At 68.1% G+C, this 13,081-nt stretch carries 12 protein-coding genes; 3 read left to right on the top strand and 9 right to left on the bottom strand.

Annotated elements, in window-relative coordinates; translation table 11 throughout:
• Positions 1 to 54 precede the first annotated feature (54 nt).
• Positions 55 to 1,686 carry an ABC-F family ATP-binding cassette domain-containing protein gene (locus tag ACLQ3J_RS02910; protein WP_169621896.1) on the bottom strand — a complete coding sequence of 544 codons (1,632 nt, stop codon included), beginning with the start codon at positions 1,684 to 1,686 and terminating at the stop codon, positions 55 to 57.
• Positions 1,687 to 1,880: 194 nt separating this feature from the next.
• On the opposite strand from ACLQ3J_RS02910, the gene ACLQ3J_RS02905 reads away from it, so the two are divergent.
• Both ACLQ3J_RS02905 and ACLQ3J_RS02900 read left to right on the top strand, forming a co-directional pair.
• A complete protein-coding gene (locus ACLQ3J_RS02905; RefSeq protein ID WP_346765334.1) occupies positions 1,881 to 2,996 on the top strand; it encodes a lycopene cyclase family protein in 1,116 nt (371 codons plus the stop codon).
• A gap of 76 nt (positions 2,997 to 3,072) precedes the next feature.
• On the top strand, positions 3,073 to 4,095 hold the full coding sequence (locus ACLQ3J_RS02900) for a Ku protein (protein WP_169621894.1): 1,023 nt from the start codon (positions 3,073 to 3,075) through the stop codon (positions 4,093 to 4,095).
• Positions 4,096 to 4,129: 34 nt separating this feature from the next.
• Here ACLQ3J_RS02900 and ACLQ3J_RS02895 read toward each other — a convergent pair whose 3' ends face one another.
• From ACLQ3J_RS02895 to ACLQ3J_RS02860, 8 genes are all read right to left on the bottom strand, one after another.
• Complete coding sequence (locus ACLQ3J_RS02895; protein WP_425902080.1) at positions 4,130 to 4,675, bottom strand: MarR family winged helix-turn-helix transcriptional regulator; 546 nt, start codon at positions 4,673 to 4,675, stop codon at positions 4,130 to 4,132.
• Between the two features lie 15 nt (positions 4,676 to 4,690).
• Complete coding sequence (locus ACLQ3J_RS02890) at positions 4,691 to 5,116, bottom strand: metal-sulfur cluster assembly factor (protein WP_169621893.1); 426 nt, start codon at positions 5,114 to 5,116, stop codon at positions 4,691 to 4,693.
• On the bottom strand, positions 5,113 to 5,616 hold the full coding sequence (gene sufU / locus ACLQ3J_RS02885) for a Fe-S cluster assembly sulfur transfer protein SufU (protein WP_169621892.1): 504 nt from the start codon (positions 5,614 to 5,616) through the stop codon (positions 5,113 to 5,115). Before sufU ends, ACLQ3J_RS02890 begins: the two co-directional genes overlap by 4 nt.
• Entirely contained in the window at positions 5,616 to 6,872 is a 1,257-nt protein-coding gene (locus ACLQ3J_RS02880; protein WP_169621891.1) for a cysteine desulfurase, read from the bottom strand. The genes sufU and ACLQ3J_RS02880 overlap by 1 nt, the downstream gene beginning before the upstream one ends.
• A 4-nt stretch (positions 6,873 to 6,876) precedes the next feature.
• Positions 6,877 to 7,674, bottom strand: a complete 798-nt coding sequence (gene sufC / locus ACLQ3J_RS02875) for a Fe-S cluster assembly ATPase SufC (protein ID WP_169621890.1) — start codon at positions 7,672 to 7,674, stop codon at positions 6,877 to 6,879.
• Between the two features lie 55 nt (positions 7,675 to 7,729).
• Complete coding sequence (sufD, locus tag ACLQ3J_RS02870) at positions 7,730 to 8,968, bottom strand: Fe-S cluster assembly protein SufD (RefSeq protein WP_169621889.1); 1,239 nt, start codon at positions 8,966 to 8,968, stop codon at positions 7,730 to 7,732.
• Positions 8,969 to 10,414, bottom strand: coding sequence for a Fe-S cluster assembly protein SufB (gene sufB, locus ACLQ3J_RS02865; RefSeq protein WP_169621888.1), 1,446 nt, complete (start codon positions 10,412 to 10,414; stop codon positions 8,969 to 8,971).
• A gap of 95 nt (positions 10,415 to 10,509) precedes the next feature.
• Positions 10,510 to 11,241: a helix-turn-helix transcriptional regulator gene (locus tag ACLQ3J_RS02860; RefSeq protein WP_378529071.1), complete on the bottom strand. Its 732-nt coding sequence runs from the start codon at positions 11,239 to 11,241 to the stop codon at positions 10,510 to 10,512.
• A 169-nt stretch (positions 11,242 to 11,410) separates the two neighbouring features.
• On the opposite strand from ACLQ3J_RS02860, the gene mptB reads away from it, so the two are divergent.
• On the top strand, positions 11,411 to 13,081 hold the full coding sequence (gene mptB, locus ACLQ3J_RS02855) for a polyprenol phosphomannose-dependent alpha 1,6 mannosyltransferase MptB (RefSeq protein WP_422424839.1): 1,671 nt from the start codon (positions 11,411 to 11,413) through the stop codon (positions 13,079 to 13,081).

Genomic DNA, 13,081 nt, shown 5'->3' with positions numbered 1-13,081 from the left:
GTCCTGGTTCAAGGCTAAAGGACCGAAACGATCACCGAAGCGGATCGGATCGGATCATGCGAGCTGGATGAGCTCCAGGTAGTCCTGGGACCAGTGATCCTCGGTGCCGTCCGGCAGCATGATGACCCGTTCCGGGTTGAGAGCCTCGGCCGCGCCGGGATCGTGTGTCACGAGCACGACCGCCCCCTCGTAGCTGCGGAGCGCGTCGAGCACCTGCTCACGGGAGACGGGGTCGAGGTTGTTGGTCGGCTCGTCGAGGAGCAGCACGTTCGCTGCCGACGACACCAGACCCGCAAGCGCAAGCCGGGTCTTCTCGCCGCCGGACAGCGTGCCGGCCGGCTGATCGAGTTGCGGCCCGGTGAACATGAACGCACCGAGCAGACCGCGCAGATCCTGTTCACCCGCGTCGGGCGCGGCGTGGCGGATGTTCTCCCACACCGACGCCGAGTCGTCGATCGTGTCGTGCTCCTGAGCGAAGTAACCCACCTTGAGCCCGTGACCCGGCACGAGTTCGCCGAGATCGGGCTTCTCCGTCCCGGCGAGCAGACGCAGAAGCGTGGTCTTACCGGCGCCGTTGAGACCGAGGATCACCACGCGGGTGCCCCGGTCGATGGCGAGGTCGACACCCGTGAAGATCTCGAGCGACCCATAGACCTTGGTCAGGTTCTTCGCCATGAGCGGGGTCTTGCCGCACGCGGCAGGCGTGGGGAACCGGATCTTCGCGACCTTGTCCGCGACCCGCACGTCGTCGAGATCGTTGAGAAGCTTGTCGGCGCGCTTGGCCATGTTCTGCGCGGCGGTGGCCTTGGTGGCCTTCGCTCCGAGCTTGGCAGCCTGCTTGTGCAGGGCCGACGCCTTCTTCTCCGCGTTGGCGCGCTCCCGGCGCCGACGCTGTTCATCGGTAGCGCGGGCGTCGAGGTACTTCTTCCAATCCATGTTGTAGATGTCGGCTTCGCCGCGCACCGCGTCGAGGAACCAGACTTTGTTGACGACATCGGCGAGCAGATCCACGTCGTGGCTGATCACGATCAGGCCGCCGTCGTGGCTCTGCAGGAAGCCTCGCAACCAGGTGATGGAGTCGGCGTCGAGGTGGTTCGTCGGCTCGTCCAGCAGCAGGGTCGTGTTCGACTTGCCGCCCGAGCCGTCGGACGCCGCGAACAGGATGCGCGCGAGTTCCACGCGGCGGCGCTGGCCACCGGAGAGCGTGTGCAGGGCCTGGCCGAGGACGCGGTCGGGCAATCCGAGGCTGTTGCAGATGCGGGCCGCCTCCGACTCGGCCACGTATCCGCCGAGCGTCGAGAAGCGTTCCTCGAGAGATCCGTACTTCCGGACGGCACGGTCGCGGATCTTCTCGTCGACCGATTCCGCCATCAGTGCCTGTTGCTTCTCCATGCCCCGCAACAGTTCGTCGAGTCCTCGAGCGGACAGCACCCGGTCCTTCGCGAGGACGTCGAGGTTGCCCTCCTTGGGGTCCTGCGGGAGGTAACCCACTTCCCCGGATCGGATCACGGTGCCGGCATACGGCTCGCCTTCGCCCGCGAGGATCCGCAGCGTGGTGGTCTTGCCCGCGCCGTTGCGCCCCACCAGACCGATCCGATCGCCGGCCTGCACCCGCAGCGCCGACCCGGGCGCGGAGAGCAGGGTCCGCACACCTGCGCGGACTTCGAGATCGGTAGCGGTGATCACAGGCAAGAACTCCTAGACGACGACGGGGTGGGTGCCATGAACCGCGAGGCGGGGCACACGAACTACCCAGTTTACCCTGTTCGTCCGCGTTCCCAGCCGTGAGATGCACTACTACGCACGCGCGAACGCCGCTGCGGATGCCGCGTCCGGGCGCGCTTCGGCAGACTGCGCCGGCGCCCGCCTACTCTGTGGTCGTGCCTGTCTCCTCCCCCACCGACGTGCTGGTCGCCGGACTCGGTCCCGCGGGGCGGGCAGTCGCCGCCCGCGCCGCCCGCGCCGGTCTCGACGTGATCGCCGTGGATCCCCAACCGTCGCGGCGGTGGACGGCGACATACGGGGCGTGGCGGGACGAACTCCCGTCGTGGCTGCCGGAGCGCGTCACCGCGGCGGAGGTCGCCACCCCTGCGGTATGGGCCTCGACGCTCCACGAGTTGACCCGGCCGTACCGGATCCTCGACACAGCCCGGCTCCAGGACTGCCTCGATCTCGAGGAGGTGTCCGTGGTGCGCGGGCGGGTGGACACGATCGACGCGCACAGCGCGGTCCTGAGCACCGGCGACCGGATTCGCGCCCGGTACGTGATCGACGCGCGGGGGGTGCCCGCAGGCCCGGATCGCGCCGCGCAAACCGCCTTCGGGCGGGTGCTCGACGACGCCACCGCCGCATCCGCCCTGGAAGGGCAGCAGGCCTGGTTCATGGATTGGCGGCGCGACAACGGCACCGACTCCTCCGATGTCCCGTCGTTCCTGTACGCGATGCCGCTGGGCGGCGGGCTCGCCCTCCTCGAGGAAACCTGCCTGGTGGGGCGGCCGCCTCTGACGCTCCCGGAGTTGCAGCGACGACTCGACGTCCGGCTGGCGGCGCGGGGCATCGCGACCGGGGACCCGGAACGGACCGAGAAGGTGCGGTTCGCTGTGGAAGGCATCCGTAGCGAGCGCGGGGTGGTCGGATTCGGCGCGCGGGGCGGACTCATGCACCCCGCGACCGGCTATGCCGTCGCGACGGCCCTCTCCACGGCGGACGCCCTCGTCGCCTCCGTGCTCGCCGGGTCCGATCCGCGGCAGGTGCTGTGGCCGGCGTCCGCCCGTGGTGTCGCCGCGCTGCGTGGCCTGGGGCTTCGTGTGCTGCTCCGGCTCGACGCGCAGTCCGCCGCAGCCTTCTTCGACGAGTTCTTCGGTCTGCCCACCGAGCAACAGCGGGCCTACCTCTCCGGCCGCACCGATCTCACGGCCGTCGCCGGCACGATGTGGACGCTCTTCCGACGTCTGCCGGGACCCCTGCGCGGCGCTGTTCTGCGCTCGGCGTGGTGACGCACGTCTCTGCGACACCCGGACCGATTTCGGCTTCTTTTCAGCGCATGTCCGGATCGTCGATCATGATGGAGAGATGCGGTCGATTTGGAAAGGTGCCATCGCGTTCGGCCTCGTCAACGTGCCGGTCAAAGTGTATTCGGCAACCGAGTCCCACGACATCAAGTTCCACCAGGTGCACGCCAAGGACGGCGGACGCATCAAGTACCAGCGTGTGTGTTCCGAATGCGGGGAAGTAGTCCCGTTCCAGGAGATCGACAAGGCGTACGACTCCGACAACGGTGAGCGGGTCGTCCTGACCGACGAGGACTTCGAGAAGCTGCCCGCAGCGGAGAAACACGAGATCCCGGTGCTGGAATTCGTGCCGTCCGAGCAGATCGACCCGATGCTCTTCGAGAAGTCGTACTATCTCGAACCGGATTCCACGTCGCCGAAGGCGTATGCCCTGCTGGCCGCGACCCTCGACCAGAGCGACCGGATCGCGCTGGTGCATTTCACCCTGCGGCAGCGCACCCGACTCGCCGCGCTGCGCAACCGGGACGGACTGCTGGTGTTGCAGACGCTCCTGTGGCCGGACGAGGTCCGCGCCGCCGAGTTCCCGTCGCTCGACGGGGTCGAGAAACCGAAGCCGCGAGAACTGGCGATGGCGGAGACACTCGTCGAGTCGATGTCGGGCGATTTCGATCCCACCGAGTTCACCGACGAATACCAGGTCGAACTGCGGGCCCTGATCGACGACGCCCTCGCGCGTGGCGGCGAGAAAGTGTTCCAGGTCGCCGAGCCGGACTCCGGCGGTGAGGACGCCGAAGTGCTCGATCTTGTTGCCGCGCTCCAGCGCAGCGTCGAGGCCGCGGGCACGGGGTCCGGTCGCACGTCCGGTAGGGCGTCGGAGGAAAAGTCGTCCGGGTCGTCCTCTGCGAAGAAGACCACCGCGAAGAAGACAGCAGCCAAGAAAACACCGGCCAAGAACGCCGGCGGCAAGGACTCGTCGAGCGACGGGTCTGCGGCGAAGAAGACGACCGCAAAGAAAACACCGGCGAAGAAGACTGCCGCCAAGAAGTCCCCGGCGAAGAAGAGCAGCGAACGCAAAGGCGCGTGACGCCGCGGGTCCTGCGACGGCCGCCCTCGTCGGTTCAGTCCATGGACTCCCCGAGGCGGTGCAGCAGGACGGTGAGTTCGCGAATGTCCGCGGTCTCCCACCCCGACAGCCGCTGACGCCACAGTTCGGTCTCGTCGCCCAGGATCTCGTCGAGTTTGCGTCGGCAGTCCGGGTCGAGTGCCACCAGGCGGGCACGCGCGTCGTCCGGGTCGGGGATGCGTTCGACCAGCCCGAGGCGTGCAGCGCTGTCGATGCGGCGGGTGAGCGTCGATTTCTCGATCGCCAACTCTGCGAGCAGATCCGACATCGCGACCGCGTCGGCACGGCGCAGCATCAGCAACATCGGGTAGCAGACCGGGTCCAGCTTCGGGTGCACCGCGCGGGCCCGCTCGGCGATCAGCCTTCGGAAACGCCGTACCACCGCGATCATCTCGTGCTCGAGCGCGACGACGGGATCGGCGGCTACCTCGGCGCCCGGTCCGGGCTCGACGGCCCCGCCCGGTCCGGGCTCGACGGCCCCGCCCGGTCCGGGCGGGACGCTACCGCCGTCCTCGTCTGCTCGGATATCCGTGTCGGTCACGAAGATCCGCAACTGTCACACGGTGAAGCCGAGCGCGCGCAGCTGCTCGCGACCGTCATCGGTGATCTTGTCGGGGCCCCACGGCGGCATCCACACCCAGTTGATGCGGAGGTCGGGGCACAGGCCGCTGCGCACGAGCGCATTGCGTGCCTGGTCCTCGATCACATCGGTGAGCGGGCACGCGGCCGAGGTGAGAGTCATGTCGACCGTGACGGCGTCTTCGGACTCGGAGATGCCGTACACCAGCCCGAGGTCGACCACGTTGATGCCGAGTTCCGGGTCGACGACATCGCGCATCGCCTCTTCGAGCTCGTCGAGCCGGACCGGATCCAGCGGTGGCACCGTGTCGGCGACCAGCGTCGTGGTGTCTCCGCTGGTGTCGTCGGATGCGGGTGTTGTGGCGCTCTCGGGGTTCGAGGTGCCGGGGGCGGGTTCTGTCATCGGTTCTGTCCTCCGCTCGAAACGGTGTCGGCGTCGCCGGTCCCGAGGCCGGCAGCGTCGCTGCTCCGGTCCACGATCTGCGCGACGGCGTCCTTGAAAGCCATCCAGCCCAGCAGTGCGCACTTGACGCGTGCCGGGTACTTCGACACACCGGCGAAGGCTATGCCGTCACCGAGCACGTCCTCGTCACCTTCGACGGTGCCTCGGCTACCCACCATCTCGACGAAGCTGTCGACCGTCGCGAGTGCGTCGGCGACGGGCATCCCGATCACCTGATCGGTGAGAACCGAGGTGGCGGCCTGGCTGATGGAACAGCCCTGACCGTCGTACGACACGTCGGCCACAGCACCGCCGTCGAGATGCACGCGCAGTGTCACCTCGTCGCCGCACGTCGGATTGACGTGGTGCACCTCTGCGCCGTACGGCTCTCGCAACCCGCGGTGGTGCGGGCGCTTGTAATGGTCCAGGATGACCTCCTGGTACATCTGCTCCATCCGCATCAGCCACGCTCCCCGAAGAATTCCTGGGCGCGCCGCACGGCTGCGCCGAGCGCCCGAACCTCGTCGAGCGTGTTGTACACCGCGAACGACGCGCGAGCGGTCGCCGCGACCCCGAAGCGGCGGTGCAACGGCCACGCGCAGTGGTGACCCACCCGGATCTCCACGCCCTCGTCGTCGAGGATCTGCCCGAGATCGTGGGCGTGGATGCCGTCGACGACGAACGACACTGCGCCGCCACGCTGCTCGGCGGTGGTGGGCCCGATGATGCGCACGCCGGCGATGTCACCGAGTTCGGTGAGCGCCGCGGCGGTCAACTCGTGCTCGTGGGCTGCCACCGCGTCCATGCCGATGTCCTGCAGGTACCGCACTGCGGCACCGAGCCCGACGGCCTGCGACGACATGGGCGAGCCGGCCTCGAATCGCTGCGGGGGTGCCGCGAACGTGGTGGCGTCCATGGTGACCGTCTCGATCATCGAGCCACCGGTGATGAACGGCGGAACGTCGGCGAGCAGGTCGCGGCGGCCGTACAGCACGCCGATCCCGGACGGGCCGAGCATCTTGTGCCCGGAGAACGCGGCGAAGTCGACGCCGAGTTCCCGGAAGTCCACCGCCGCGTGCGGCACCGACTGGCAGGCGTCGAGCACGACGAGCGCTCCGACCGTCCGTGCCCGCCGGACGATCTCCTCGACGGGTGCGACGGCGCCGGTGACGTTGGACTGATGCGAGAACGCCACCACCTTGACGGCGTCGGTGAGCTCGAGCGAGTCGAGGTCGATCCGGCCCTCGTCCGTGACGCCGTACCAGCGCAACGTCGCGCCGGTACGCCGCGCGAGTTCCTGCCAGGGCACGAGGTTCGCATGATGCTCGAGCTCGGTGACCACGATCTCGTCACCGGGGCCGAGCGCATGCGGGAAACGATCGTCGGCGAAGGCGTACGCCACCAGGTTGAGCGCCTCGGTGGCGTTCTTGGTGAACACCACCTCGTCGGCGTCGACACCGACGAAGCCGGCGATGACGGCGCGGGCACCTTCGTAGGCGTCCGTCGCTTCCTCCGACAACGCGTGCGCGCCTCGGTGGACCGCGGCGTTGCAGGTCGTGAGGAACTCACGTTCGGCGTCGAGGACCTGGACGGGCCGCTGCGACGTCGCACCCGAGTCGAGGTAGACCAGTGGCTTGTCGTCGCGCACCGTCCGCCCGAGGATCGGGAAGTCGGCCCTGATCCGGGCGACGTCGAGCGTCCGCACCGGCACCGTCATCCGATCACGCTCCCTGTGTGTCTGCGGCTGCAGCGTGGGTGAAGCGCTCGTAGCCGTTGGTCTCGAGTTCGTCGGCGAGTTCGGGGCCACCGGACTGGACGATGCGGCCACCGACGAACACATGGACGAACTGCGGCTTGATGTACCGCAGGATCCGGGTGTAGTGGGTGATCAGCAGAACGCCGCCGTGCTCACGTTCCTGGTAGCGGTTCACGCCTTCGGACACCACACGCAGGGCGTCCACGTCGAGGCCGGAGTCGGTCTCGTCGAGGATCGCGATGCGCGGCTTGATGAGTCCGAGCTGGAGAATCTCGTGGCGCTTCTTTTCGCCGCCGGAGAAACCTTCGTTGACGCTGCGCTCACCGAAAGCGGGGTCGATGTCGAGTTCGGTCATCGCTCCCTTCACTTCCTTGATCCAGTGACGGAGCTTGGGAGCCTCGCCCCGGGCCGCCGTCACGGCGGTGCGCAGGAAGTTCGACATCGAGACGCCGGGGACCTCGACGGGGTACTGCATCGCGAGGAACAGTCCGGCGCGGGCACGCTCGTCGACGGTCATCGCCAGCACGTCTTCACCGTTGAGGGTGATGCTGCCGGAGGTCACCTCGTACTTGGGGTGCCCGGCGATCGCGTACGACAGGGTGGACTTGCCGGAGCCGTTGGGCCCCATGATGGCGTGCGTCTCGCCGGAGCGGACGGTGAGGTCGACGCCCTTGAGGATGTCGATGGGCTCGGCGTTCGCATCGGTCTGGGCGACGCGAACGTGCAGGTCCTTGATCTCGAGGACGTTCTCAGGTGTGGACATCGATCAGTGGTTCCTTAAAGAAGAAGTATCGGGGTTACGGGTCGTGCGGAGCCGGTCAGACGCCGACTGCCTCGAGCTCTGCTTCGATGGCGGCCTCGAGACGCTCGCGAATCTCGGGCACCGTGATCCGCTCGAGCAGCTCGTGGAAGAAGCCGCGCACGACGAGGCGGCGCGCCTGATCTTCCGGGATACCGCGCGACCGCAGGTAGAACAGCTGCTCGTCGTCGAAACGGCCGGTCGCGGAGGCGTGGCCGGCACCGACGATCTCGCCTGTCTCGATCTCGAGGTTGGGCACCGAATCTGCGCGGGCACCGTCGGTGAGCACGAGATTGCGGTTGAGCTCGAACGTGTCGGTGCCTTCGGCCGCGGCACGGATGAGCACGTCGCCGATCCACACGGTGTGCGCGTCCGGCTTTCCCGAACCGGGATCGCCCTGCAGAGCGCCCTTGTAGACCACGTTCGACTTGCAGTTGGGCTGCGAGTGGTCGACGAGCAGACGCTGTTCGAGGTGCTGTCCGGCATCCGCGAAGTAGAGTCCGAGCAACTCGGCGTCGCCGCCGGGCCCGTCGTACTTGGTGGTCGCGGAGACGCGGACCAGATCACCGCCGAGCGCGACGGTGAAGTGACGCAGCACGGCGTCGCGGCCCAGCCGTGCGTGATGCGCGGCGACATGGACGGCGTCGTCGGCCCAGTCCTGCACCGCGACGACCTTGAGCTGCGCGCTGTCGCCGACGATGAACTCGACGTTCTCGGCGTACGTGCCGCTCCCCCGCTGGTCCACGACCACGGTGGCCCGGGCGAACGCCTCGAGGCGGACCTGCAGGTGCCCGTAGGCGACCTTGCCCTCGCCCGGCCCGGTGACCGTGACGACGACGGGATCGGCGATCTCGGTTTCGCGGCCGACGGTGACGACGGTCGCGGACTCGAACGATGAGTACGCCTGTGCGGCGACGCGGTCGAACGGGACACCGCCCTGGCCGAGTCGTGCGTCGTCGCGGCCCACGGTCTCGATCCGGACGCCGTCGACGGGAGCGACCTCGACGGTGGCGGTGCCGTCGGCGACGGCACTGCCGTCGTGCAGTCCGCGCAGGCGGCGCAGCGGCGTGAAGCGCCAGATCTCGTCGCGTCCGGAGGGAACTTCGAAAGCGTTCACGTCGAACGACGTGAACACCTCACCCTTGTTGGTTGCCGGCTTGCCGGACGGGGCGCGGTTCTCGCCGCGCACCGCGTCCTGGACACCGGTGGCGCCTGTCGGCGCACCGGTGGTGGGAATGTTCTTCGCTTCCGCAGTCATTTAGCCGACTGCCCCTTCCATCTGCAGTTCGATCAGTCGGTTGAGCTCGAGGGCGTACTCCATCGGCAGCTCCTTCGCGATGGGCTCGACGAATCCGCGAACCACCATCGCCATCGCCTCGTCCTCGTTGAGGCCGCGGCTCATGAGGTAGAACAGCTGGTCGTCGCTCACCTTGGACACGGTGGCCTCGTGACCCATGGTCACGTCGTCCTCGCGGATGTCCACGTACGGGTAGGTGTCCGAGCGGCTGATCTGGTCGACGAGCAGTGCGTCGCACTTGACGGTCGACTTGGACCCGTAGGCGCCCTTGTTGACCTGCACGAGACCGCGGTACGACGCGCGTCCGCCACCGCGGGCCACCGACTTCGACACGATGGTCGACGACGTGTGCGGAGCCAGGTGCAGCATCTTCGCGCCCGTGTCCTGGTGCTGGCCCTCACCGGCGAACGCCACGGAGAGCACCTCACCGCGGGCGTGCTCGCCCATCATCCACACTGCCGGGTACTTCATCGTCACCTTGGAACCGATGTTGCCGTCGATCCATTCCATCGAGCCGCCGGCCTCGACCTTGGTGCGCTTGGTCACCAGGTTGTAGACGTTGTTCGACCAGTTCTGGATCGTCGTGTAGCGGCAGTGGCCGCCCTTCTTGACGATGATCTCGACCACGGCGGAGTGCAGCGAGTCGGACTTGTAGATCGGCGCGGTGCAGCCCTCGACGTAGTGCACGGAGGCACCCTCGTCGACGATGATCAGGGTCCGCTCGAACTGACCCATGTTCTCGGTGTTGATCCGGAAGTACGCCTGGAGCGGGATGTCGACGTGCACACCCGGCGGAACGTAGATGAACGAGCCGCCCGACCACACCGCGGTGTTGAGCGCCGAGAACTTGTTGTCACCGGCCGGGATCACCGTGCCGAAGTACTCGCGGAACAGCTCGGGGTGCTCGCGCAGACCGGAGTCGGTGTCGAGGAAGATGACGCCCTGCTGTTCGAGGTCCTCACGGATCTGGTGATAGACGACCTCGGACTCGTACTGGGCTGCGACACCGGAGATCAGCCGCTGCTTCTCGGCCTCGGGGATGCCCAGCTTGTCGTAGGTGTTCTTGATGTCCGCGGGCAACTCGTCCCAGCTCGCGGCCTGCTTCTCGGTCGAGCGCACGAAGTACTTGATGTTGTCGAAGTCGATCCCGTCGAGATCCGACCCCCAGCCCGGCATCGGCTTCTTGTCGAAGGTGCGCAGTGCCTTGAGGCGAATGTCGAGCATCCACTCGGGCTCGCTCTTCTTGGCCGAGATGTCCCGCACGACGTGCTCGGACAGGCCTCGTTGCGCGGCAGCGCCTGCGGCGTCGGGGTCCGACCAGCCGAACTGGTAGTGACCGAGAGAATCGATCGTCTCTTCTTGCGTCAGCGGTGCGCCGGTGGACGTCTGGTCCGAGGTGACGGTCATGCGAGCTCCTTCCGGAGTCTGTGGTGTGGTCGGCGTGGGCTGCGCGCCGACTGTCATCGGGTAGTTCACGAAGTCGGGGGTGGTTCCTGCAGGCGTCAAGAGCTCGGCGGCTCCTTGGCCGGGAGGACCGGCACGTGGGTGGTGCAGAACGCGTCGCCGTTGGCGATGGTCGCGAGCCGCTGCACGTGGGTTCCGAGGATCTCCACGAACGCCTCCTCTTCCGCTTCGCACAGTTCCGGGAACTGCTCGGCCACGTGGGACACGGGGCAATGGTGCTGGCAGATCTGTACGCCCGGGCCGACCCGGCGGGTGGACGCCGCGAATCCCGATGCGGAGAAGGCTCCGGCGATCTCTTCGGCGGTTTCTTCCACGTCCTGACCGGCGGGGTCGATCCCGCTGAGGATCGACTGGACGCGCCGTCGCGCGAAGTCCTCGATTGCGGCTTCGCCGCCGATCTCACGCAGGTGGCGCATGGCGGCAGTGGCAAGATCGTCGTAGGAGTGGCCGAGCCGCGCACGGCCGACGGCCGTGAGCTGGAAGCGTCGCGCGGGTCTGCCCCTGCCGCGGCCCTGCCGGCGTGACGGTGCGGCGGCCTCGGCTTCACCCGATTCGATCAGGGCGTCGAGGTGGCGACGCACTCCTGCCGCGCTGAGTCCGAGTCGCTCCCCGATTTCGGGTGCGGTGATGGGTCCGTGTTCGACGAGAAGCTTCACCACCGCGGCGCGGGTCTGACCTTCGTGTGCATCGCGACCGGTCGCAGCAGCGCGCGCGACAGGCGCGTGACCTGTGCGTTCTGCTTGCACGTCGAGTGCGGTCGATGATTTCACAACACCAGTGTGACGGAATTCAGGAAACTGTTCCACCAAGGGTGCCCTTCCTCACCCTTCGATCCCGGAGCCGTCCGGTGCCGCGGACGCCGCCCGTTACGCTGCTCGGGTGCCGTCGAACCCACCCCTCAGTCCGAGCGAGAACCCGGTCGCGGCGGGTCGACCCGGCATCGGGCCGCGCATCCTCGACCTGACGCGACGCGCACTCGGACTCGACCGTCCGAGTCCCCGGGCCGACGTCTCCGTCGTGCTGCACGGCGACGAGACCGAGGGTCGTGGGCTCGATCCGGTCGAGACCACGCAGCTGCACCGGATCAGGCTGTTCGGTGCGACCGGCGCCGTACTGATGGCGATCGGTGCGCTCGGCGCCGGGGCGCAACCCGTCCTGCAGAATCCGGTGCAGGGAGTCCGCGGACTCGGCCTGGCCGCACGGATGCCCAGTGCGGCACTGACGGTGACGATGACGGGCATCGTGCTCGTGGTGCTCGCCTGGCTTCTGCTGGGCCGATTCGCCATCGGCCGCCGCGACCCGGACGGACAACCACGCCGGCTGACGCGCTCCCAGCTCGACCGGACGCTGTTGCTGTGGATCGTGCCGCTCGTCGTCGCACCGCCGATGTTCAGCAAGGACGTGTATTCCTATCTCGCGCAGAGCGAGATCGCCGCGCGCGGACTGGATCCGTATGCCATCGGTCCCGCCGGTGCGCTCGGAGTCGACCATGTGCTGACGCGGACGGTGCCCAACATCTGGCGCGACACCTCGGCGCCCTACGGCCCGGCATTCCTGTGGCTCGGCGAGAAGATCGCGGCACTCACCGGCGAGAACATCGTCGCCGGAATCTTCGTACACCGGCTCTTCGCGCTGGTCGGGGTCGCATTGATCGTGTGGGCGCTGCCTCGGCTGGCGCGACGCTGCGGGGTCGCGTCCGTGAGCGCACTGTGGCTCGGCGCCGCGAACCCGCTCCTGCTCTTCCACCTGGTTGCCGGCGTCCACAACGAGGCACTGATGCTCGGCCTCATGCTCACCGGCGTGGAACTGGCGCTGCGCGGCGTCTACGTCGACACCCCGGACGGCCGCGCGTACCGCAACCGCGCGACGGCCTGGATCGCCGCGGGTACCGCGCTCATCGCGCTCTCCGCCATGATCAAGTTGCCTTCACTACTCGCACTCGGTTTCGTGGGCATGGCCCTCGCGCGGAGGCGAGGCGGCGGCGTCCGCGCAGTTGTGACCACGGCGGTGATGCTCGGGATCGGCGCCGTACTGGTGATCGGCGTCGTCAGCTGGGGCAGTGGCCTGGGCCTGGGATGGACGCAGACTCTCGGCACCGCCACCGAGGTCCGCAGCTGGATGTCGATTCCGACACTGCTCGGGATGGGCACGGGGCTCGGCGGGGTCCTGCTCGGTCTCGGCGACCACACGACGGCTGTGTTGTCCATCACGCGCCCTATCGCCGCCGTGGTCGCCGCGTTCATCACGGTGCGGATGCTGCTGGCAACCCTGACGGGACGGATCCACCCCGTCGGCGCGCTCGGCGTCTCGCTCGGCGCGATCGTGCTCCTGTTCCCGGTGGTGCAGCCCTGGTACCTGCTCTGGGCGGTGATTCCCCTGGCCGCGTGGGCGACCCGCCCGATCTTCCGCATTCCCACGATCGCGTTCTCGTCGGTGGTGAGCGTGATCCTGATGCCGAACGGTGGCGAGTATCAGCCGTTCATCATCGTGCAGGCCGCCATCGCCACCATCGCGGTGGTGGGTCTGCTCATCGTCGCGACGCGCAACATCCTGCCGTGGCGGGGTGAGGAGCGCGCACCGGCGCGCCCGCCGGAAACCGCCGACGCCTAG

Origin of the sequence: Rhodococcus sp. DT1 (assembly GCF_049844875.1) — a bacterium.
In the GTDB taxonomy this organism is placed as follows: Bacteria; Actinomycetota; Actinomycetes; order Mycobacteriales; family Mycobacteriaceae; genus Rhodococcus.
This window is presented reverse-complemented; position numbering and strand designations above follow the sequence as displayed.